This is a genomic window from Photobacterium sp. AWH4_225, assembly GCF_056158405.1.
The window spans coordinates 844605-868149 of sequence record NZ_JBSWTF010000004.1 but is presented as its reverse complement, the minus strand read 5'-3'; the positions used below and the strand labels follow the sequence as shown (position 1 = coordinate 868149).

Sequence of the window (23545 nt, the reverse complement as noted above, 5' to 3'; positions counted from 1 at the left end):
GCCCGATGAGCAACTATGAGCATTACCAATCCACAGTTGAACAGGTATACCGGGCCATCATGCGGAAAGTCGCTAAACCCTGGCACATAGAATATCTTCCTTCAATGGAAAACAGCCAACAGGCACTTAAGCTTGTTTCACCCAAAGGCACTATTTGCCAACGCCTTACCTTACCGACTTCATCTGCACAGCAGTGCTGGCCCAATCAAAGTGATGTCAGTCAGCAGATCACTGAATTTGTGGTAAGGGGAGCAGCCCGCCTTGCTCCGCTTCGCCAAAGTGCTTTTCGCAACAATTTCCCGTACTGGTTGGAAACTTGTATTCAGCAGCTGCACGCACTGTGTGATGTCAAAGATAAGCTGTTAGACATTGTCAGTAATGTCCGGTTTCCTTACCCGAGCCAAGTAAATATTGAAGGAAACTTCCTGCCTTGTTGGGTCTGGAGTGAAGATCAAGGCTATATGGCTGTATCCGTTGTGGATCGACGTACAGGGCGCTTTTCTGGATTACGCCATGTCGAGTCGGGTCAGTTAATTGAGCAAGAACGTTGGCTGGGGGCTCAGGTGATTGACTCTGTTGAAGAGTCGATAGATACGATAGATCACTACGTTAATGAGCTAATTCAGTCCCAGAAGAAGGTTGATTTTGACGAGCCGACGTTGGCCGATGCGATCAGCAACCCTTGTGCCGCTACATTAAGTCCATTAGCCAGTGTGGCGTTAACGATGGCAGTTGTCGCCGGGTTCTTCATAACCTTTAAGTGGTTGCTCGGCTTTTAACAATTAATGCTGTTTGTTTGACCAAGCCCGTATTTTCCCTAGCCAAAGTTGTGGGAAACGCGGGCTTTTTCATGGCTAACGCCTTAAGAGTACCTTGGGAATAGCAGGGGATTGGGATAAAATCGCCATCAAAATGATCGGGGTAGGATGAACACCATGCATAATTTGACGCTGCTTTCTGAAGCAGAAAAGAACCGAGTAGAACTGGATAAACAAGCGGCCTATTCCGTTTGGCAGGTAAAGAACGGTAAGAAAGGTTACGAGGTATTTGCTGAAGTAGCCAACAATATTGGTGATGATGACGAACGTGAGTTCTTTGAGCAAGCGGTGTCGAAGTACAAGATCAAAATGGGCGTTGCGTAAGCGTTAGTCCCAGAAGGGCTAATAGCAAGCGTTTGCTAGATTTGTCATTTTTATCTATTCAGATCATGATTATAAGGCGCGGTACGCGCCTTTTTTGATTCAGTTTGATATGTTAGCGCACTGGTATGTAATTGGCGCTAATATATTGCTTTTTGGCATGATGTTGCCCTGAAGAATGTGTAGTCAAGCTTGGGTAACCCCTTGCTAGGGCAGAAGGAAGAGATAATGAGCACAAGCAAGAAGGTTCTTGTTGTTGATGATGATCAGGAAATTCGTGAGTTGCTGGACGAATTCCTCACCAAAGCGGGATTTACGGTCATTACCGCTGCCGAAGGGGAGGAGATGAAACGCCGTCTGGCTATGGGCACACCTGATTTGATCTTGCTGGATGTGATGATGCCTGGGGATGATGGTTTTACCTTGTGCCAATACATCCGAAAAACTTCTGATGTGCCAATTATCATGTTGACCGCGGTGTCTGATGAAATGGATCAGATCATTGGTCTGGAGCTAGGGGCCGACGATTACATCGCCAAACCGTTTAGTCCTCGCCAGTTAATGGCGCGCATCAAAGCCTTATTGCGTCGCGTCAAACCCACCGAAGCCCAGCAGATGCCGTCTGCTCCCAAGGCGATACGGTTTGCAAACTGGCGTTTGGATACAGCGGCCCAGCGTCTGTACGATTTAGACAAAGAAAAAGATTACGAGCTCAGCGGCAGTGATTTTGCTTTGTTGATGCTGTTCCTGACCCGCCCGAATGAAGTGCTTGATCGCGATACTATCTCTTTCGCGACTCGTGGTCGCGAGGCAACCCCGTCGGCCCGTAGTATTGATGTGCAATTAAGCCGCTTGCGCCAGCGTTTGGGAGATAAAGGAACCCAGCAACGTTTGATCAAGACAATCCGTGGTAACGGTTACTCGTTTAATGCCGAGGTTACCTACGAGGAGTAATCCGCCTCGCCCAGTTTGTGGTACTGTCTATGAATATTCGAAAGTGGTGGCCAAAGTCCCTGTTGGCCCGCACGCTATGGTTTACCCTGCTGGCGGTATTTCTTGCCCAAGTTATTGCGACCAGTATTTGGTATGGGCAATCGAAGCAGCGTGATTTGGAAGGTTTGGAATCAGCTTCGGCCAGCATGGCCAATATGTTTGCTTCCACTGTGACCTTCTTCCAATCTCTGCCGTTGGAATACCGTCATATTGTGCTTGATCAGCTGCGCAATATGGGGGGAACCCGTTTCTTTGTCTCTTTCAACCAAGAAGAGATTCTTATTGATCCGATCCCTGACTCTTTGATGAAGAGAACCGCTGTTGGAGCCTTTGAAGAGGTACTAGGCGAAAAGCTGCCGCGGCTTGATGTGATCCGGGTTGAATTCTCCCGTCCTGAAACCTTACATGTGCTGAAAAATGATATCTTGCTCAGCGATCTGCCTCGTTCATGGGCGCACTATACCCTGAGCCTTGAACCGTTCAACCCACCGATCTTGGTTGTGCAATTGGAGCTGGCTGAAAACGAGTGGTTGTATATCGCGGCCTTGTTGCCGGCGCCTTATGTCACTTTGGAAGATGAGATCATTACGGGTCAGCAACTGGTGTTTATGGTGTTCATGACAGCGTTGCTGTTGGTGTTCACTTTCTTGATGATCCGTCGTCAGACCAAGCCATTGAAGCGGCTGGCGTATGCTGCCAATGCCATGAGCTTTGATATTTACCAGCCTCCGCTCAAAGAAGAGGGGGCCAGCGAGCTGGTGACGGCGACCCGGGCATTTAACCGGATGCAGTCGCGGGTACAGCGCTATATTGATGATCGCGAGCATCTGTTTTCATCGATTTCTCACGATTTGAAAACACCTATCACTCGCTTGAGGCTGCGCGCTGAGCTTATCGATGATGATGCCAAAGTCGAGAAATTCAACCGCGATCTTGATGAACTGGAGATGATGGTGAAAGGAGCGTTGCAGACGGTAAAAGATACCGATCTGCATGAGAACCTGGCTCAGGTGGATTTGAAAGAGCTGCTGTTTAGCATTGCCGAGCGCCATAACCAGCACCAGGTGAAAGTAAGAATCCCTAAAACCAAGATAGCGCCGTTAATGGGTAAACCATTGGCACTGAAGCGCTGCTTTAGCAATCTGATTGATAACGGCGTGAAATACGGTGATGAGGTGAGTTTGATCATCGTTGACGAAAAAGACTCGTTGATCCTGATTATCAAAGACAAAGGACCAGGGATCCCGAAAGAGTCACTTGAAGCGGTATTCGAACCTTATGTTCGGGTTGCAAAAGATGATGAAGGCCATGGCTTGGGACTGGGTATCGCTCGTAATATCATCCACGCTCATGGTGGTGATATGGCAATCCATAACGCGGTAGATGGCGGGTTGGAAGTCAAAGTCTACATTCCCCGCTTGTTGAAAGAAGATTAATGCAATGAACACGAAACACACCTTGATTTCGGCTTTGATGATGATCGCCAGCGGTGTGGCTTCTGCTGGAGAAGTGGAAGTCTTGCACTGGTGGACTTCAGGTGGCGAAGCGCGATCAGTCTCTTTACTGAAGAATAAAATTCAGGCTCAGGGTAATCACTGGAAAGATTTTGCTATTGCAGGTGGCGGTGGTGAAAGTGCGATGACGGTTCTTAAGACCCGTGCGGTGTCAGGGAACCCACCATCGGCAGCACAGATCAAAGGCCATGATATTCAGGAGTGGGGCCGTTTAGGCTTTTTGACCGATTTGAACGATGTCGCTGCAGAAGACAATTGGTCGAAAATTCTGCCGCCGGTTGCCCGCCAAATCATGATGTATGGTGGTGATTACGTTGCGGTACCGGTCAATATCCACCGCGTCAATTGGTTATGGGCTAACCCCAAGGTATTTGCTAAAGCGGGTGTTGAGGTACCTAGAACGCTCGATGAGTTTTTTGTGGCTGCTGAAAAAATCAAACAAGCGGGTTTTGTACCGTTGGCACATGGTGGTCAACCATGGCAGAACGTCACTTTGTTTGAAGCGGTTGCCTTAGCGGTACTAGGGCCTGCGGATTATCAGCGTGCCTTTGTGGAACTGGATATGTCAGTACTCGGCGGAGAAAAAATGGTGGATGTATTCACTCAGTTCCGTCGCATGCGTGATTATGTAGGGCCAAATTATCGTGGCCGAGATTGGAGTACATCGACAGCCATGGTAAGCAGTGGCGAAGCCGCCATGCAGATCATGGGTGATTGGGCCAAAGGCGAATTCGAAGCTGATGGTAAAGTGCCGGGGAAAGATTATCTGTGTATGTCTGCACCGGGTACTCAGGGGCTGTACACCTACAACATCGATAGCTTTGCTTTCTTTAAGTTGACCGATGAAGCCAACAGCCAAGCCCAGAAGGATCTTGCTAGGGCCATTTTGGATAAGGAGTTTCAGTCCTCGTTTAACCTTAGCAAGGGTTCGATTCCGGTTAGAATGGATATGGATCTGTCCGAGTTTGATCAGTGTGCTAAAGATTCGCTGGTGGTCTTTAAGCAAAGCAGTCAATCCGGTGGTTTGGTACCGAGTGTGTCCCAGGGGTTGGCGACAACCAGCTATGTGCAGGCAGCGATCTTTGATGTCGTCAGTAATTTCTTCAATGCAAAAATGGCAGATCCGGAGCAAGCCGCAGATCGCTTGGCAAGAGCGGTGAAATCAGCCATGTAGTGGTTTGATTTTACTTATTTCATCCAAAGGGCTGCCAAATTGGCAGCCCTTTTTTGTAATCGAAACAGCCTTCTCCTTTATGTTTTATATACTTATACCAAACACTCAGGCTATGTCTGGATGTATAACAGTTGAATATGGGTTACCGCTTGGCTGAAAAGGCTAGGTGGTCAGCCTGTTATGCTAAGGGGGAGAGCAATGAAATTATTGTTTTTAGTGCGCCATGCCAAATCCTCTTGGGACGACCCGTCCCTAGATGATCATGAGCGTCCTCTTAATAACCGTGGCCTGAAAAGTATTCCGAAGATGGTTCATCGGTTGAATGGTTGGCAACAAGGGCCGCAATTGATTGTCACCAGCTCGGCACTGCGGGCGTCGCAAACGGCTTATTCTTTCTCTGAAGGGTTAGACTGCTCGCCTAAGTTGGAATCAGACCCAAGGATCTATACCGAGTCTGCATTTGAACTGATGGATATTATCCGTGAAACCAGTGATGTGGTTGAGCGCTTGATGCTGGTGGGCCATAATCCAGCGATGACCGTACTTGCCCAAATGTTTGGATTCAAAGAAGACAACTTGTCTACTTGCGGAGTATTGGTATTTGGCTTTGAGGTCGATTGCTGGCAGGCGATCGCCGAAGAACAGGGAACACTGTTTTACTATGACTATCCCAAACGGGTTCGATCAGATATAGCGAATAAGGATATTGATTTAATCTGAATCAGATACTTTCATTCTGTTGAAATGATAACCATACAGACTTTGTGGGGTTTACAGTGGAAGTAAACCGCTATATCATACGCCGCACTTACGGAGAGATGGCTGAGTGGTTGAAAGCACCGGTCTTGAAAACCGGCATACGTTAATAGCGTATCTAGGGTTCAAATCCCTATCTCTCCGCCACATTTAGAAAAAGCCCAACAGAAATGTTGGGCTTTTTTGCATCTGGAATCTAGGGTTCAAATCCTCTAACACCCAGAGCGCTCCGAAAAACTAGAGAAAGCCGCTGAGAAATCAGCGGCTTTTTCGTATCTACTGCTTATTGTTCAGTTCATTGATTGTTTTTACACTCTCTCGCTCTATCAGTTCACAGCTTAGCTCTAGGTGAATATGGTATTCACGCTTTTCACCTAAGCAGATTTGTCTTTCCAGTATGCGAAGGGCTTCAGTCGGTAGGGATTCAAAAGGTAGCTTGACTGTGGTCAGTTTTGGCTCGATCAAATCAAGCGGCAGAATGCCATCCATGCCGACGACGGAGATGTCCTCGGGGATGCGATAACCGTGTTTTTGCAATGCTGACATGGCCCCGAGTGCAAGGCCATCTGTGACGCAAAATAGCGCGCTCACCGGCAGGGTGTCGCGATTAGACAACCATGCTTCGACAGCGGCCTCAGCTGCATCATCGCTAAAGTCATTGGCGGTAATATGGTGATCGGGGTTAATCGGCTGCTTGGCATTATACAAGCTATCACGGTAGCCATTTTCACGAAGGTAAATGGTTTGGCGGCCAGAATAGCTAAGCAAGCCAATATTGTGGTGGCCTTTATCCAGTAAGTGATTCACCGCAGCCATTGCGCCATAGCGGTTGCTGACCCCTACCGAGTCAACATTCATCGCCCTGTCCTCGCCATTGATCAAGACTGTGGGGATGTGGTGATCACTGATGACCGCAAGCAGTTCAGACTGATCAGCCCAGACCACCACGATACCGTCGTACTGCTGCTTGTTGAGAAGCTGATGCAACTTTTGCACTGACAGGCGATTGGCTTCGGTTAGGAATGAGGTCAGTGCGATATTCTGCTCATTGCATGCTTTTTTGATCGACTCTACCAAAGCGTAGGAAATCATGTTGCCGCTTCGATTGAGCACTGCATCGCGGGGGGTAACCAGCAGAAGCTTTTTACCTGCTAAGGAAGGGGCTTCAACGGCTTTGTTTTTTCTTACTTTATCTAGATACCCGGTTGCTTGTGCGATATCCATGATCTGGGCTTTGACAGGCTGACTAATGGTTGCTGTCCCATTTAGTACCCGTGAAACTGTACTGACAGAAACGCCTGCCTGTTGTGCAATGTCTTTTAAAGTCACGCTGAATCTATTCTCATTTTCTGACGCTCTTGTGGGCAGTTTATCATGAAAACTACAGCTTTTGCATTGATTGCTCATTTAGTGCAAATTTTGCATTGATGCGAGTGGTTTTATGATGCCCCTCTGCCTTTTAATAGTCAAAACAGCCCTCTTATGTGATCTTTATCACTGATTTTGACGGGTTTAATACAGTGTGTGAGACAGTACTCTCGAAAATAGATTATGCAATAAATGCAAATATTGCACTCAAGCTCTTTGGTTGTAAAATGAAACAACATTTTGAAATTGAGTAGTAACGATGCAAAACGCTAGCTGGAAGATAAATCAAGGCGATACCTTGACTCGATTTTTGGTTTCTCAGCCAATACAACGCCGCTTCGGTCAGTTTGAAGATCATGAAACTATGGTTGACCGTGTGCAATATAAGTTCAAGAACGGCTTTGTTGATGTTGGTGATTTACCTTGCCGTAAAGTGTTTTGGCAGTCGATGGCAAACCGGACTGTGAATTTGGCTGATAAGGCCCCGACTGAGCAGGTTTATTTTGCCAATGGTAGCTACAAGGTCGATTTCTCTGGCTTTATTCATATTCCAACCCATGAGCAACGCTGGGCTGAAACCTTGCTGACTGTTGTTGAAGCGGGTGAGTATCGCTTTAGGCTATCTACCTGTGGTGGGGTTAGAATTTGGGTCAATGGGAAGTTGGTTAGTTCGTTTACTCCTTTTCAAAGAAATACTGAGCAACAAACGGAAGTGGCTTTGCCACTGAATGCGGGGACAAACGAAGTTGTTGTTCATGCCGAGGAGCTCTATGAGCGCGATACCCAATTCCTATTTGAGCTGACTTCTTTAGATCCGCGTACCATTGATACGAGCCTTGCCAAATTTGATTGCGAAAACGTTGCAACGCTTGAGTCCTTTGTCTCGCAGTTGGCATTTGAGATGAATGTTGCCGACCATAAGCTGTACTTTGATTGCGCCAGTCAGCTTCAAGGGCAATTGGGTATATCGGGTGTGGTAACCGGCATGTCGAATGAGGAAGAAACCCATGAGCGAGTTTCACCTCAAGTCATTGAGGAAGGTGAAGCACATTTCAGTGTTCATTTACCCGCCTCATTGAAACCGGCGCATTACTCTGTGGCATTGACCTTCCTATGGCAGGGCATAGAAATAACCCGTCACTTTGGCATTAACATCATGCCTGGTGAGAAAGCCCCCTCTAGCTCCTCGCTATCTGAGCGAAAAATGGATGCACTTTCCTATACCGCTAGAGAAGGTATGGATATCACCGGTAAATTGTTGGCATTGTTGGAGTTAAATCAGAACCCTGATAAAGCCGCTGCGATATTGAACCGAACGCTGCAAAAGATAAGTGTGCGTGAAGACTGTTCAGATTTTTGGATGGTATCTGTGCTTTGGGCTTGGCATAAGCATCGCTATACCCAGTTGCCGGATAAACTGTGGGATCGAACCCGTTCGTCCATTTTGGGCTATCGCTATTGGCTAGATGAGCCGGGCAACGATGCAATGTGGTTTTGGAGTGAAAACCATGTGCTTTGCTTCCACGTGTCACAGCTTCTGGCAGGGCAATTCTTCCCACGTGAGCAGTTCCTGTGTTCAGGCCGTACTGGTCAGCAGCAACAAGAAATAGCGACCGAGCGCCTGCACTGTTGGTTCGACCATATTCTTGATCATGGTTTAACGGAATGGAATTCATCTTGTTATTACCCGATTGACTACATCGGACTGTTCGCGCTTTACGAACTGGCTGAGTGTGCGTCTATTCGTGAGAAAGCGAAAACCGTGATAGATCGGTTGATGCTGATGGGGGCGCTTCATTATCAGGATGGTGTGGCGGGTGGCACCATGGGCCGGGTTTACGAAAAAGAACTCATGGCTAATGAGATGACAGAACTGGCAGGGTTTGGTCATGTTGCATGGGGGCAAGGTTGGCATACCCGCATGTGTGCATCGCTGCCAATGTTTTGCCTTAGCCAGTACCAACCATCGGATTTAACCCATGAAGTAGCCACCTTGGCCGGGCGTGAGAACGTGGAAGCTTATTACACCCAAGGAATGGATCGCTGTGCCAAAGTCATGGCATGGAAACAACAGGGCGTAACGCTGTCATGTGTGGTAGATCACCATACCGGGCAACCAGGGCACCAACAACATGTACTGGATGTCCAATTTGCCCATAACCCTAAAGCGCGCCTGTGGATTAACCACCCGGGCGAGGACGTACCCGGTGGCGATGGCCGACCATCCTATTGGGCGGGTAATGGTATTTTGCCAAGGGTGATGCAGCACCAGCATAGTGCCATGATGGTCTATGACTTGGGCAGCGCCCCGCGTTTAGGTTATACCCATCTTTACTTACCTGCGGAAAGCCTTGATGAGATCGTGGTGGATTCACATTGGTGCTTTGTGCGCTCAGGCCAAGCTTATGCGGTAATTGGGGCTTCAAACCCGATTGAACTGGTTGAAAGTGGCATTACCCGCGGAAGAGAAGTGCGTTGCTATGGGGCTAAGACAGCCTGGTATGTGTCGGTTGGTACCTTGAATGGCGATTTCAAATCCATTATTGAGCAGTGGAAGCAGCAAACGATTGTGCTCAGTGATGAAGGTACTGACTTAACAGCCACAGTGGCCTCTTCACAAGAGCAGACATTCACTCTGTCTTGGTCTGGAAAATGCTATATCAATGATAAGCCATGGTTATTTCCTGAAAATGCCGATGTTAATCCGATTGTAAAATAATGGTAAGCAGTAAAATGAATAACAACCATGTTGAACTTCTTAAGCAGTTGAGTTCCGGTCTGTGTGGATTAAAAGGTATTGGTGACTTTAATCCATGTTCTGAAAATGAAATTAAAATTGAATTCGAGGAGTGGGAGTGGGAAATTGGTGTTGGTATATATGGCTTATACCAATATGCAGACTATACCAATAATAAAAACTTATTTAACGCACTAGAAAAATGGTTTGAGCACCAAATTAATAAAGGTCTGCCTGAAGCGCAAATTAATACAACAGCACCAATGATCACCTTGGCTTTATTAGCGGAAAAGAGCGATAGACAAGATTGGTATCAATTAATCAGTGATTGGGCTGATTATCTCATTCATTCCTTGCCTCGGGTTTATGACGGTGGATTTCAGCATGTAGTAAAGGAAAGGTTGAATGAAGGACAGTTGTGGGATGATACGCTATTTATGACAGGTTTATTTCTTGCCCAAGCCGGGCGGTTGTTAAACCGACAAGAGTTGACTCATGAAGCTGAGTTGCAATTTTTAACCCACAGCCAATATCTGGCCGATAAGAAATCAGGCTTGTGGTTTCACGGTTGGACCTCTGAAGGCAGTCATAATTTTGCCGAGGTATTTTGGGCTCGCGGTAATGCGTGGATAACAGTGGCGATCCCTGAACTTTTCGCATTAGTGGGTGAACGAATCAATCCGGCGGTGAAACAGCACCTAACGTCGCTATTCAGAAGGCAAGTCGATGCCTTAGTAAGCTGTCAAAGTGATAACGGCATGTGGCATACCGTACTTGATGATGACAGCTCGCCTCAAGAGTCCTCTGCCGTTGCAGGATTTGCTTACGGTATGTTGCGAGGCTGCCGGTCAGGATTGATTGAAGAAGACAAGATGCTGCGGGTAACCCAGTCTGGATTAGCAGCACTAGATGCCGTCATTTCAAGAATTGATAGTAAAGGTATTTTATTAGAAGCATCGGATGGCACGGCGATGGGCCATGATATTCAATATTATTTTGATATTCCCAACACCCCGGTTCCCTATGGGCAAGCTTTGGCCATGATGTGTGTAACTGAGCTTATTCAAGGAGAGTGGTATTAATTAATAATTGCTCACCCTACAACAACTGATTCAATAATAATTTAAATAGGCAACGTGATGAAAACAACCACAGAGAAACGAAAAGTAGGATGGAAAAATATAATAGCCTGGGGCTCCGGAGATATATTTGGTAGCGGTGCTGGCACTATTATTGGCTTGTGGATGCTTTATTTCTATACACAAGTCGCCGGTCTTTCACCGATTGAAGCAGGTTTGATTTTTGCAATTGCAAAGGTATGGGATGGTTTTACCGATCCAATTGTGGCTTATATTACGGATAATATAAGAACTCGATTTGGTCGCCGTCGTGTATTTATTCTGTTTGGCGCGCCATTCCTGCTAGTGTTCGGGCTAATGTTTATTTCAGGCTTTGGCTTTGGTTACTATCTGGCGACGTACTTATTGTTCAATACAATGAATACGATAGTAATGACGCCATACAGTACGCTGCCAAATGAAATGACGGATGATTATCAGACTCGTACCAAAATGAGCAGCTGTCGAATGACGTTTGGCCAAATTACGGCTTTCCTTGTCACCTTCATTCCTGGGCTAATCATGGCGCGGGTCACCGATCAGGCTGAAGCCTTTATGTACATCGGTGCGCTATTTGCGGTGCTGTTTACCCTTCCTTGGGTTTTCATCTATCGCTATACGTGGGAGTGCGATCCGGCATCGTTACCACCTAAAGAAGATATCGGCGGTTTTAAAGATACGCTAATTCATCTTTACAAAGAGATGGCAACGACATTCCAGCTGAAAGCGTTCCGTTTCCACCTGATGATGTACATCGGCGGTTCAGTGGCACTTGATATATTCGGCTCGCTATTCATGCATTACATGACCATGGTAATTGGTATTACACCAACTCAAGGTGGCACAGCATTAAGCGTGATGACAGCGATGCAGTTTGTGGGTGTGACTCTGTTCACTTGGGTTGCGTTGAAAGCAGGTAACTCCAATGCATTCAAAGTTGCTATTGTCTTCATGCTGACTAGCCTGGCGTACTTTGGCCTGCTACCAGGATTGGGCGGCGAAATGGCGGTATTGGTGCTGGTGGGTGCCGTGATCATGGGCCTAGCTCGCGGGGGTATTTATCTTATCCCTTGGGTGGTGTTCAATTCTATTCCAGATGTGGATGAAGCCCTGTCTGGTAAGCGTCGCGCAGGTATCTTCTCTGGTGTGATGACGCTGGGACGTAAGATCTGCCAAGCGACGGCTATGCTGATTGCAAGTATCGGCCTGCAATACCTTGGCTTCGAGTCTGGCGCAGAAGTACAAACACTCGACACCATTAATGGTATCTACTGGCTGTTCCTATTGGCACCAACGGTATTGGCACTGTTTGCACTATATGGGGCAATTCGATTCAAACTCAATAAGGAAAACCACGAGGTCTTGGTTACCGAAGTGAATCGCTTGAAAGCGGGCGGCTCGAAGGAAGATGTACCAACAGAAGCGAAGCAAGTAGTGGAAATGCTAACTGGTTGGGAATATGAATACACATGGGGCAATAAGGCCGCAAAAAAGAAAGCTAAAAACGGTATGTTGGAACCTGCTAATTAAGAGCTTTAATTTTCCAGAAGTATAAATGGTATAGGGCAGGGTTTCCTGCCCTTTTTTAATCACATTAAGATAGAAAATAGGCGCTAATCATGATTAGGTTTGGCTTGGATATTGGCGGGACAAAAATAGAAATTGTTGCCTTCAACACTGAAGGTGAAAGTATTTATAACCAGAGAATAAAGACACCGGATAATTACCAAGACTTTGTTACAGATATTTGCCATTTAGTTTTTGATGCAGAAAATTATTTAAGTTGTACAGGTAGCGTTGGAATTGGTATTCCAGGGACGATTTGTGCCCAAACAGGGCTAGTGAAAAATGCCAATTGTACATTTATTAATGGTCATGATTTAAAGGGAGACTTACAACAGAGGCTAGAGCGTGATGTTTTTATTGCCAACGATGCTAATTGTTTTGCACTTTCTGAAGCTGTTGATGGTGCAGGTAGTGACGGGCAGGTTGTGTTTGGGGTTATCCTTGGGACGGGGTGTGGTGGAGGCTTAGTCGTCAATAAGCAGGTGTTAACCGGGCCAAATGGTATTAGCGGTGAATGGGGGCATAATCCTCTGCCTGGGTATAGAGAGTCTGCCGATGGGCAAGAGCAGCAATGTTATTGTGGTAATCGAAACTGTATCGAACGCTATATCTCAGGTAGCGGACTGGAAATGCAGTATCTACAACGCTTTGGTGAGGCGCTGAAGGCGGCTGATATTATTGCGGGGATGCAGACTGGCGAGATGAGTTGCCGGTTGGCCTACTATCAGTTAGTGGATCAAATTGCGCGTAGCTTCGCGACGATCATCAATATGATTGACCCTGATGTCATCGTCATTGGTGGCGGCTTATCCAATGTTGCTTCATTGTTTAATGATATTCCCAAACAGCTGACACGCTATGTGATGAGCAACGAGTGCCAAACCAAAATTTTGCCGGCACAGTATGGTGATAGCAGCGGTGTACGTGGTGCCGCATGGTTAACAGTATCTAGATAGAATAATGAAAAAGACAGTATGGAATTAACATATAAATTATCTCGACAAAGTACAATGCCTATTACTTTGCTGAGCTTGGTGTTTTTTATTTGGGGGTTATTAACCTCATTAAATAGTATGCTGGTTCCTTTTTTAAGAGCAGCCTTCGAATTAAACCATGTAGAGTCAATGTATATACAGTTGGCATTTTATATTGCCCCATTTATAGTCTGCTTGCCAACAGCATATATAATGGGTAAAAAAGGGTATGTCAGCGTAATCCAATTGAGCTTAAGCTTATTAACTGTTGGTTGTTTTCTTTTTCTACCTGCCTCATCACTGTTTTCATACCCGCTATTTTTGCTGGCTATCTTTGTATTAGCTTTGGGGATAGCCGCATTGCAAGTAGCTGCAAACCCTTTCGCTGTTTCACTTGGCCCAGCTGATACCGCGGCATCGAGGTTATCTTTTTGTTCATCGATTAACTCTGTTGGGACAACATTGGCATCAGCCCTAGGCATGGGGGTGTTCATGGCTGCCTTGGTGAAAGGGGGGCAAGAAGCCGTTGGATCGGTTCAGTTACCTTATATGTTGATGGGCGGCGTGGCATTGTTACTAGCGATGTCATTTCGATTGTTGCCTAAAAAAGCCGATGATAAAAGCACCCTAGCTTCTAGCCGTTGGCAAGATTTGCTTTCCCACTGTACGTTTGTTTATGGGGCGCTGGCGATATTTTGCTATGTTGGAGTCGAAGTCGCAGTAGGTACTTTCTTGATTAGTTACCTCACCAGCGGAGAGGTGTTGTCACTAGCGTCTTCTAATGCTGGGGTGTTTGTCTCTTTGTATTGGGGGGGAGCATTGGTAGGCCGCCTAATTGGCAGCATTGTTCTCAAAAAGATCAATGCATCGAAGATCCTGATGGTAAACGCTTTTGTTGCTATAGGGTTGGTTATGTTTGCGATTTTGTTTCCCGGTGTCCTAGGAGCGTGGTGCCTCACTTTGGTTGGCTTATGTAATTCGGTGATGTACCCGGTTATCTTTTCTATGGCGGTGAAGGGATTGGGGGCTTTGGCTGGAAAAGCGTCTGCTGTTTTGATTATGTGTGGTGTTGGTGGTGCTGTTGTTCCACTCGCCCAAGCATTGTTGGCAGATAGTATCGGTTTGCTGATTTCGTTCTCAGTGCCTGCGTTAGGGTACCTGGTGATTTTAGTATTTGGCGCCAGAGTAAAGTCACATTAAAACGGGTTACGATCATTGTTTTCAATAGTGATACTCAGAAAAAAGCCAGCAGTGATGCTGGCTTTATAGTTTCAAATAGGGCTTTTGGGCACTATGGTGTCACAGGATTTTGCGCCTGCTTTTTCTTGAGCTTCATGGTGGAGTAGACTGAGAAGACTGCCAGAACAATAAATGCCAGCGCGATAGGGCGTTCATACAAGAATGACCAGCTGCCATCGTACATCAGCAGAGATTTTCGCAGGTTGGTTTCGGCCATTGGCCCTAGGATAATCGCCAGCAAGATAGGTGAGGATGGAATTTCCATCTTATTGAGGATAAACCCTAGCAAGCCAAAGCTGATTGCAATACCCACATCGAACATCGAGTTGTTGATGGCATAGGCACCGATCACCGACAGGAAGATGATGATCGGTATCATGATGATCTTCGGCACTTCAATTATGCGGCAGAAGAAGCGGATACCGAGCAAGCCGATAAGCAACATCACAATGTTGGCAACCAGCATTGAACTGAATACCCCATAGACCACTTCAGGGCTTTGGCTGAACAGTAATGGCCCCGGCGTCAGACCCTGTACAATCAAAGCGCCAAGTAAAACGGCAGCCACCGCATCACCCGGGACACCCAGTGTCAGTAGCGGAACCAGCGAGCCACCGGTAACGCCATTGTTCCCCGCTTCTGCTGCCGCTAAGCCTTGCACCGACCCTTTACCGAATTCATCTGGGTTTTTGGCAGAACGCTTGGCTTCGTTATAGCAAACGAATGCTGAGATATCGGCACCTGCCCCTGGAACCGAGCCGATAGAGGTGCCCATCAAACCACTTTTCACTGCGGTTGGCAGCATGGTTTTCAGATCTTTCTTGCTCAGTAGCTTATGGTCAAATTTTGGTGGTGCAGCTTTCTTCTGGCTATGGAGTTTCTCAAGCTGGTTTAGACCCTCTGAGATAGCAAATAAGCCAATCAAAACCGGAATCACATTGATGCCGCTGTACAAATCCATCACATCGAAAGTAAATCTCGGTACGCTGCTGATAGGGTCTAGACCCACAGTGGAGACTAGCAAGCCAATGCAGCCTGCAAGCAAGCCTTTGAGGATGTTTTTCGACGACACGCTGGCAATGATGGTGAGGCCGAACAAGGCCAGCGCGAAATATTCAGGCGCATTGAATTTGAGGGCGAAGTCAGCCAGTAGCGGTGCAATCGCGATCAGCACGATGGTACTGATAAGGCCACCGATAAACGAAGCAACTGCTGAGATGCTCAATGCCCGGGCTGCTTGGCCTTTTGCTGCAAGGGTATGACCGTCAAGCACGGTCGCCGCAGAGGCCGGGGTGCCGGGCGTCTTGAGCAAAATCGCGGCAATCGATCCACCATAGATACCACCGATGTAGACACCGATGAGCATGACCAGTGCAGCAGTTGGCTCCATACCAAAGGTAAAAGGTAGCAAGATGGCAACACCCATCGTTGCGGTGAGGCCGGGTAGGGCTCCGAGGATGATCCCGCCCAGTACGCCGAAGATCAGTACGGGGAAAACACTAGGGCTGAAGGCGGTTAGGATGCCTGAAAATAAATGTTCTAACATATGCGGCCTCTACAGAATGATGCCGTCAGGAAGCGCGATCACAAACACTTCGCCAAACAGGTAATACACAGATACAACGAATACTGCTGCAATCACGTAATAAAGGGGCTTCTTCACCTTGAAGTAAATCAGGTACAGAGCGAAAGCAATAAGGCTGGCAAACAGGTAGCCGAGAAGGTGGATCAAGAAGGCATAGCCAATTAAGTAGGCGACACCAAAAATAGACAGCTTGGAAAATAGCGGAGATTCTTTCTCCTGGGTATTTTCTTTTTTGTCTCGTTGGTTGTTTTGCCAATGCTGAAAGACTAACACCGACGAAATAGCCATCATGGCAATCGTGACAACGGTTGGGAAAAAGGCGGCATCGACACTAGCATCCTGGAACATCGGCTTGTCGAATTGGCTGATAACGAAAAGGGAAGCGGCACCTAATAAAATGATCAGGGACGGGAAAAGAAAGTTTCTATTCAACATAGAATCCATCCTTGTGTTGAGCGTGTTCAATAAAAGAGCCAGCATGGTGTGCTGGCTCCTGGGTATCATTAGTTAATTAGAGAGCCTAGTGCTTGCGTATCTTCGTAGACAAACTTGGTAAACTCTTCGGCGTTCAGGTTGTGGATTGTCATTGCACCTGTTTCCATGAATGACTTGAATTCCTCTGTCGCCATTGCTTGGTCGAATGCCGTACCAAGCTTTTCAATAATGTGGTCAGGAGTGTTTTTCGGCGCTCCGATACCACGCCATGTACCGGTTACCACATCGACACCTTGCTCTTTTAGAGTCGGGACATCTTCGATAAAGGCGATGCGCTCTTCAGACATCACGCCTAGGGCTTTTAGCTGACCAGAACGAAGCTGTGCAATAGCCTCACCCGGCGTCACCATAGTGACATCTGTGTGGTTGCCTAGTACCGCTGGAATCGCTTCTGAAGCACCGTTGTAAGGGATAGCGTTGAGCTTGATATCTTGGTCTTTTTCCAGTGCCATTAGATAGAAGTTAGGCGCGGCAGTAGAAGCAAACTTCACTTTGCCTGGCTCTTTCTTGGCATCTTCAATCAGGTCATTGATGCTGTTGTATGGGCTGTCAGCAGCAACCAAAACGACTGCAGGGTCAAGGTTAACCATACGGATCAGTTTGAAGTCATCAGCTGTGTGGCGCATTAGGCCCATTTGTGGCAGCGAGGCAATCTCGCGGGTGACTACTGTTAGGGTATAACCATCAGCGCGCTGCTGGGCACCAAAGCTCATGCCTACCGCACCTGCACCACCGGTACGGTTCATGATCGAAATATTTTGGCCAAGTACATCCTTAGCACTATTAGCCAAAGTACGGCCAACAGCATCGGTACCGCCACCGGCACCAAAAGGGACAACCAAGCGAATGTTTTTGGTTGGGTAATCAGCAGCAACGGCTGTTGCTGAAACTAGTACACCTGCGGAGATCATGACTGCTTTTAGTAATTTATTCATATTTTAGATACCTATTTTATTGTTCACGTCGGTAGGTTTGAGTCGGGTTATTCGTTTTTTGGGTTTGGTAGTCGTTGATTGTGAGTTGCTCGATGGCCAAGGCAATCCAGCCACTGATCAGCATGTCATACCATTGCTGCACCCCGCTGCAGGCGACCACGACATTGCCGTAGACGAAGGAGCCGTAGTACAGCACATCGTCATCACGAAGCGACGATGGGTGGGCGGTTTGGTGATTAATATTGGCCTGAGAATCACGCCAAGCTTGCTGAGCTTTCTTGCGGGCAAGCTGGTCAAAAGGGATCGTCCATGCATCCGGCTGGCCGATAGAGGTTTCAACCAAAATGGCTTCCTCAAAACTGGACTCCCAGGGCTTAAGGCGGGGATCCATCACTACGATATGTAGTTCTTGACGGTTGGTTCGTGAGAATAGGCGCTCGATAGCTGGCCTAACTAGTTCGATTGCATCTAGCGCAATTTGCTTCTGTGTGTTCATCCTTACACCTTAATATCCTCGGTACACACTCAAGCTATTGTATTATTTTAGACTGATCAAAGGGGGTTTTATTAAAGTGATAAACTCATCACTGTTGTAAGTATATCTTCATGATTTTGATCACTTAAATAGGGGTTTTGTGCGAGATAATGGTGATATTAATCACTTTAGCGATATAATGCTACTGTTGATTTATTTGTATTATTAAATAAATGTGTTGTGGAATAATATTATGAAGTGGCTCAAGTTAATTGTTGTTAAATTGAGTTATGTAGAACAAGTTGGGTAATCAAAATTGAAATGAGTTTTAGGGAATAGAGAGCAGAAGGGGAAAGACAGCTAATCCTTTCCCCATACAAGAAGAGCCATAAGGATTATGGCTAGAGCAGCCCAGCTTCACGGGCTTGATGAAGGACTGCTGGTTCAACGAGGGCGTACGCCGCGTCCCACAAGGAAGCGATATACAGTTTTTCCTTGCCTTTGGCTTGGCGTTCAAGCTCATCCAGCTTGTGTAGTTCGTCTAGGGTTAATGGTCTGGTGAATAGTTCCTTTGCACGTTTAAGTTTTTCCATCTGCCATACTCCGCAATACTAAATTGCAAAGACTGCTGGGCTAAAATCAGTTTCTAGACAGATGGCACAGAAATGATCTCAGCAGGCTTTTCAATTTAGGCTTAATAAGGGCTCATTTAAGCCCCAATCAAACAATTTGTAGGCAGCGGCGAATCTTAGTTTCTTTGCTCTAACTTTTATCTCTACCCTAATAGCTACAGCCGTTTAATAGAGTGATCAACGCCGCAGTTGCTGATTTATTAAACAGCTTTATTTGAAGATTAGATCTACGTTATATCCCTTTAGTCGGTGTTGTAGGGGGGTTACAAAAAAGGTTGACTGGAATAGCAAATTACCCGCCATTGGAAGGAGGTGTTCACTGTGAACGACATGCAGCTAAATAAAGTCTCTGCTGATCATTTATTGACTCAGTTGGAGCAAGGCGTTTTGACAATAACCATGAACCGCCCGGCCAAATTAAATGGCTGGACCATGGCTATGATGAACGCCCTGAAAGAAGTGTTTGAGAAGGCCAATGTTGAGGCCAAGGTCAAAGCTATTATCCTCACTGGCTCGGGCGACTACTATTCTGCAGGGGTGAACCTCAGTGGTACGTTAAAGGTGATGGCCCCACGTAAACTGCGCCAGTTGATTGCTAAAAATAATCAAGCTTTGTTTGAAGTATTCCTCGGTTGTACCAAGCCATTGTTGATAGCGGTGAATGGACCAGCAATAGGTGCGAGTGTAACCTCGGCGACTTTGGCCAATGGGATTATTGCCTCAGATACCGCGACCTTCTCGACGCCGTTTGCCGTTTTGGGTGTAACGCCAGAAGGGTGTTCCAGTGTACATTTGCCCCGCTTAATTGGGGAAGAAAACGCAGCACGCATGCTTGGCAGCGAGGGCTGGAAACCCGACGCCCAGCAAGCAAAAGCGATTGGGCTAATTCAAGAGGTTGTCCCAAAAGCGGAATTGCGTGAAAGGGCTGAATCTGAAATACGGCAATGGCTAGAGCAAGGGCAAGAGCGTCAGTTATTAGCCGGCAGTGAGCTTGAAGAGCTCAGAGCAGTTAATGCCCGTGAGTCAGAGCAACTGGCTGATGCATTTTTGAAAGCGGCCTTCCTCAAACACCAAGCGCAATTTCTGTGGCGAAAGAAAAAGTACGTGCCTTCGTTGGTGTTTTGGCTGCTTTGGGGAGGAAGGCCTCTGTGGAAGCTTGCTCTGTGACCCCCTTTAAGGGATGCGAGTCTAAGCCCCTCAACGTTTGAGGGGCTGACTGCCTTTTTTGGTAGTCACTGAATATTAGTCAGGTAATGATCTTCATTGTAATCATCATTGGGAATAGCATTTGAAGCCTCCAATGAAGTTCTGACTATTTTTTCTCATCCTCTAAGGAATTATGAGAAAGAATGGAAGATGAGCAGTTACTGCATTGATACTTAGAAACTTTATTTTTAAACACATCTGTTAATGTGCTTACACGTACACGGTGAAAGTGAACAAAGGTTTTACATGCTGGGCATTGATAAAAGTTCATAAAAATCCTTTTCTATTTTTCAATTGCAAATGCATTCAGGTAATGTTGATTTATGTCCGCAGATACAGATAAGAATATGCTGTTCAGTATTTATTAAATAACTATCGCGCTGCCCACACTTAGGGCATATGATAAGTTGGCAATCACAAATTTCGTCTGACATTCTTATTGTCGATCTAATGGTTTATGGAACTAGTGTCACGATATTGGCTGACTGTTAGTGGTGTTTCTGTGATGTTTGTCCCAAAAATAAATATGAGTTTTGTTGCGTTTATATGACGTATGGATTTTTAGACCGATGAGTATTTCTTCTGTGCAAGGAGGTATGGGCAGAAAAGGGATTCTTACGAAGGGTAATAAATATGCATGTATGGTTTAATGTACATGCATAATTTCATTATTTTTAACGTGATGGCGATTTATTGCTGTGGATTGAATGGTTTTTGTACAAGCTATAATCATATTAAGCCCTCTTGTTGATAATCTTCAGGTGTATAAGACATTTTGCTATTGTTTTTCGAAAACTATTTCACCTTGTAAAATGGTTAATATTACGTTTGAGGATGCGATTCTATTTTCGGGTATTTGAGTAATATCTTTATCTAAAATTGCAAAATCAGCTGATTTTCCGACCTCTATACTTCCTGTGATCTTTTCAATTCCAAGACTATGAGCAGCATTAATGGTATATGCATCGATGGCGGCTTTAATTGATGGTAACCCTGTCTTTCCCATGATGAGGCTATTGGCGATGCCTTCTAAGGGGTTAATACTGTGTACATTCCAATCACTGCTGAGTGTGACATTTGCTCCTGTTTCGTAGACTGTGTCCAACTTCATCAAAGCTCTTGTGCGTTTAGCCCCTAGAAATGCTTCTGCCCAGTGGTGCTGATGGTAGGCAACATAGTCTGATCCCACCTGAAAGTCGGCGGTGACATCCAGTGCTTCAAAGCGGGGAACGTCTTGCGGAGAAATTAATTCAACATGAGTAAGGGTATAGGGCTTGCTCATGCTCTCTTTGCGCATCGACTCGATAGCATTGAGAGACTCATGGATTGCACCGTCTCCTATGGTATGGATATGAGCGCCGTAACCTATTTCGGCAAGCGCCTTGAGCCATACGGACATCTGTTTGGGCGGGATATAGTTGATTCCTTTAGCATCATCTGGAAGATAAGTGAATAGGTAAGGTGCCAGTGTTTTGGCGGTACCGTTAATGAAAATACCGTCACTGTACATCTTTACTTGGTCGACGATGAGCAGGCTAGAGGGGTTGCTTTCTGAACTTGCGTAAATGGTTGCTAGGTATTTTAACTGAGGAGACATCTCATCATCTGGATATATCCAAGGCCTCACAGAGACGCGGGCTGTGAGCATATTGTCTGATTGCGCTTGCAGCCAGACATCAAACCAGCCCCTTTTCCAATACATTCTACCGTCACCGATAGTCGTAATACCATGGGCAGCGGCTTCCTCTAGGCCCGCGAGCAAGCCATCATAGCTGGGGTTGTTGCTTATGGCTCTGCCTGTGGACTTTCTGTCGTGCTGGCTAAGGTAGCTTGCCCTTTCGTTCCATGCGATCTCCATTACTATGTCGCCAGCATTATCGAGCAGGATGCCTGTCAATTCATCTGATTCTGTTTTGAGTATCCTTCCACCTTGTGGGTCAGGGGAATGCTCATCGAGGCCTGCTCGCTCGAGAGCCTGTGAGTTGACCCACATAGAGTGAGAAGTTTGCTCCATGAAAATTACGGGTTGGTTAGGGAAAATGGCATCAAGCACGGTGAGCGGTGTTGAGGCGTTGTGCTCATCCAATATTGCGTCTAGCGAAAAACCATAACCAATGATCCACCGATCGCGGCTGGTATTATCATGGCAGTCTTGTAGAGCAGGGATGAGTGATTTCAAGGATGTATCAGCGTCGAGTAGACAGTCTCCTCCAACCGGTGATGCCGCTTCGAACACATGGTTGTGATTATCGATAAAACCGGGCAGTACGAAGGCACCGTCTAGATCGATGATTTCGGTACTATCACCGGTAATCTTGTCCATATCTTGAGCGGATCCCACAGAAAGGATTTTGCCGTTAGCTATCGCAATGGTATCTGCTTGTGGCAAGCCATAGATGGTGCTATTGATCAGGAGCTTTTCCGCTGTTGGGGCTGAGAGACAACTGGCGGACATCAAAGCGGAGATAAACAACGGAAGGTACGGGTGAAGATTCATTGAGCCACGCTATATAGTTGTGTTGTTGGTAGCAAGATATCAGAAAGCGATATTTTACTTTAATGATTTTGCATGAATTTTAGCCCAAAACTGGAAATTATCTCGTCGGTATTGCAAGGCCAAATAACGCTGACGGAAAGGCTATTTGGCGCATGCTGTGGGTTGATGACAGCGTTTATCGAGGCTATTGGGTATTGTCGCGGCCCATTAATTGCCACATTTCTTTCGCTATGCTGTAGTGCGGTGTGCCTTGCTGATCCAAGCTGTCGGTATCCAATCGCCAAGCAAAAATGCCCCGAGCACCGCGTTGTTTGGCAATATCCACAAAGGCTGCTGGTGCGTCTGCTGGTCGATCATAGCTTTCGCTGGCAAGGCCGATCAGCATTTTCGATACATCAACGCCGGTTTCTTCAAATTGGTCGATGAAATCAAAGCGGTTACCCCAGTAGGTTTGCAAATTGACATAGTCGAAGTGCTGGTTAACCAACTCACCATCCCAAACGTCGAGAGAGGTATGGTCTGGCGTGATGGTAAGCAGGTAAGGATTATTGCCTCGGCCATCTTCTATGCTGGCGAGATCGATGCGTTTTCTCAAGGCCAAAACCAGATCGGTAAACTGGCTGAGGTTGATTGGATCGGTTCCTATTTCGTAATCCATATCAAAGCCGTCGAGTTTATGGGCACGGATCATCGTAATAACACTTTCTGCAAAGACATCAGGGTCTTGAGCACTTTTCCAGTAGTCTTGCATGCTCCAGCCTTCGGAGATCAGTAGTTTGATCTCAGGGTTTTTAGCGCGTGCCAGAGTAACAATTTGATCGATGCGTTCTTGATCGGTATAGGGGGCTTCCTGGTGGGCGTTCTCATAGCCAAGTTCATAAATTCCATCACCATCTTCATCATAGGGATGGGCAAACGCGATATAGACGAAGTCCATCAGATCAAACGGAGTCTCTTCCCGTAGTCGTTTATCCCAATTGTCGTCGAAAATGCCAAAAAAATGGCCGATTAGTTCAGTATTTGTAGTGGTTTTAGAATCAGTACTATCACTGCTGCTATTGCAAGCAACTGGCGATGCCTAATGAGGCGGCGAGAAATACGGTTTTCAGAACGTTAGTGGTGGGTAATGCGGTTAATTTGGG

The 23545-nt window shown here is 46.5% G+C and carries 20 protein-coding genes and 1 tRNA gene; 13 read left to right on the top strand and 8 right to left on the bottom strand.

Going from position 1 to position 23545, the window contains the following annotated elements; genetic code table 11:
* Nucleotides 1-5: 5 nt before the first annotated feature.
* The 7 genes from ACXAD4_RS21155 to ACXAD4_RS21125 all read left to right on the top strand — a co-directional run bounded on the left by ACXAD4_RS21155 (nt 6) and on the right by ACXAD4_RS21125 (nt 5723).
* Nucleotides 6-779: a hypothetical protein gene (locus ACXAD4_RS21155; RefSeq protein ID WP_475243918.1), complete on the top strand. Its 774-nt coding sequence runs from the start codon at nt 6-8 to the stop codon at nt 777-779.
* Between the two features lie 156 nt (nt 780-935).
* A complete protein-coding gene (locus tag ACXAD4_RS21150; RefSeq protein WP_317522337.1) occupies nt 936-1142 on the top strand; it encodes a DUF3283 family protein in 207 nt (68 codons plus the stop codon).
* 225 nt (nt 1143-1367) lie between these two features.
* Nucleotides 1368-2093 carry a response regulator gene (locus tag ACXAD4_RS21145; RefSeq protein WP_317522336.1) on the top strand — a complete coding sequence of 242 codons (726 nt, stop codon included), beginning with the start codon at nt 1368-1370 and terminating at the stop codon, nt 2091-2093.
* 29 nt (nt 2094-2122) lie between these two features.
* A complete protein-coding gene (locus ACXAD4_RS21140; protein ID WP_475243916.1) occupies nt 2123-3568 on the top strand; it encodes an ATP-binding protein in 1446 nt (481 codons plus the stop codon).
* A 4-nt stretch (nt 3569-3572) separates the two neighbouring features.
* Complete coding sequence (locus ACXAD4_RS21135; protein WP_475243915.1) at nt 3573-4820, top strand: ABC transporter substrate-binding protein; 1248 nt, start codon at nt 3573-3575, stop codon at nt 4818-4820.
* 198 nt (nt 4821-5018) lie between these two features.
* Nucleotides 5019-5540 (top strand): SixA phosphatase family protein, encoded by a 522-nt coding sequence (locus ACXAD4_RS21130; RefSeq protein ID WP_475243914.1) that lies wholly within the window; start codon nt 5019-5021, stop codon nt 5538-5540.
* A 92-nt stretch (nt 5541-5632) separates the two neighbouring features.
* A tRNA-Ser gene (locus tag ACXAD4_RS21125) sits at nt 5633-5723 on the top strand.
* 129 nt (nt 5724-5852) lie between these two features.
* Here the strand turns inward: ACXAD4_RS21125 and ACXAD4_RS21120 are convergent.
* Nucleotides 5853-6905, bottom strand: coding sequence for a LacI family DNA-binding transcriptional regulator (locus ACXAD4_RS21120; RefSeq protein ID WP_475243913.1), 1053 nt, complete (start codon nt 6903-6905; stop codon nt 5853-5855).
* Nucleotides 6906-7203: 298 nt separating this feature from the next.
* Between ACXAD4_RS21120 and ACXAD4_RS21115 the strand changes: the two genes are divergently transcribed.
* The 5 genes from ACXAD4_RS21115 (at nt 7204) to ACXAD4_RS21095 (ending at nt 14539) form a co-directional block, all read left to right on the top strand.
* Complete coding sequence (locus ACXAD4_RS21115) at nt 7204-9663, top strand: hypothetical protein (RefSeq protein WP_475243912.1); 2460 nt, start codon at nt 7204-7206, stop codon at nt 9661-9663.
* Between the two features lie 14 nt (nt 9664-9677).
* Nucleotides 9678-10763 (top strand): beta-galactosidase BglB, encoded by a 1086-nt coding sequence (bglB, locus tag ACXAD4_RS21110; protein WP_475243911.1) that lies wholly within the window; start codon nt 9678-9680, stop codon nt 10761-10763.
* A 57-nt stretch (nt 10764-10820) separates the two neighbouring features.
* On the top strand, nt 10821-12329 hold the full coding sequence (locus ACXAD4_RS21105; protein ID WP_475243910.1) for an MFS transporter: 1509 nt from the start codon (nt 10821-10823) through the stop codon (nt 12327-12329).
* Nucleotides 12330-12421: 92 nt separating this feature from the next.
* A complete protein-coding gene (locus tag ACXAD4_RS21100) occupies nt 12422-13321 on the top strand; it encodes an ROK family protein (RefSeq protein WP_475245609.1) in 900 nt (299 codons plus the stop codon).
* Nucleotides 13322-13339: 18 nt separating this feature from the next.
* Nucleotides 13340-14539: a sugar MFS transporter gene (locus tag ACXAD4_RS21095; protein WP_475243909.1), complete on the top strand. Its 1200-nt coding sequence runs from the start codon at nt 13340-13342 to the stop codon at nt 14537-14539.
* 91 nt (nt 14540-14630) lie between these two features.
* Here the strand turns inward: ACXAD4_RS21095 and ACXAD4_RS21090 are convergent, their stop codons facing one another.
* The 5 genes from ACXAD4_RS21090 to ACXAD4_RS21070 form a co-directional block, all read right to left on the bottom strand.
* Nucleotides 14631-16124, bottom strand: a complete 1494-nt coding sequence (locus tag ACXAD4_RS21090; RefSeq protein ID WP_475243907.1) for a tripartite tricarboxylate transporter permease — start codon at nt 16122-16124, stop codon at nt 14631-14633.
* A 9-nt stretch (nt 16125-16133) separates the two neighbouring features.
* Nucleotides 16134-16598 (bottom strand): tripartite tricarboxylate transporter TctB family protein, encoded by a 465-nt coding sequence (locus ACXAD4_RS21085; protein ID WP_475243906.1) that lies wholly within the window; start codon nt 16596-16598, stop codon nt 16134-16136.
* 68 nt (nt 16599-16666) lie between these two features.
* Entirely contained in the window at nt 16667-17593 is a 927-nt protein-coding gene (locus ACXAD4_RS21080) for a tripartite tricarboxylate transporter substrate binding protein (RefSeq protein WP_107300552.1), read from the bottom strand.
* A 16-nt stretch (nt 17594-17609) separates the two neighbouring features.
* Complete coding sequence (locus ACXAD4_RS21075; RefSeq protein WP_187464413.1) at nt 17610-18089, bottom strand: hypothetical protein; 480 nt, start codon at nt 18087-18089, stop codon at nt 17610-17612.
* A gap of 380 nt (nt 18090-18469) precedes the next feature.
* Entirely contained in the window at nt 18470-18661 is a 192-nt protein-coding gene (locus ACXAD4_RS21070; RefSeq protein WP_107300554.1) for a hypothetical protein, read from the bottom strand.
* Between the two features lie 369 nt (nt 18662-19030).
* Here ACXAD4_RS21070 and ACXAD4_RS21065 point away from each other — a divergent pair, with 369 nt between their 5' ends.
* Nucleotides 19031-19867: an enoyl-CoA hydratase/isomerase family protein gene (locus ACXAD4_RS21065; RefSeq protein ID WP_475245607.1), complete on the top strand. Its 837-nt coding sequence runs from the start codon at nt 19031-19033 to the stop codon at nt 19865-19867.
* 817 nt (nt 19868-20684) lie between these two features.
* Here ACXAD4_RS21065 and ACXAD4_RS21060 read toward each other — a convergent pair.
* Nucleotides 20685-22403, bottom strand: a complete 1719-nt coding sequence (locus ACXAD4_RS21060; RefSeq protein WP_475243905.1) for an amidohydrolase — start codon at nt 22401-22403, stop codon at nt 20685-20687.
* 184 nt (nt 22404-22587) lie between these two features.
* Nucleotides 22588-23394 carry a glycosyl hydrolase family 18 protein gene (locus tag ACXAD4_RS21055; protein WP_475245606.1) on the bottom strand — a complete coding sequence of 269 codons (807 nt, stop codon included), beginning with the start codon at nt 23392-23394 and terminating at the stop codon, nt 22588-22590.
* Nucleotides 23395-23545: the final 151 nt, after the last annotated feature.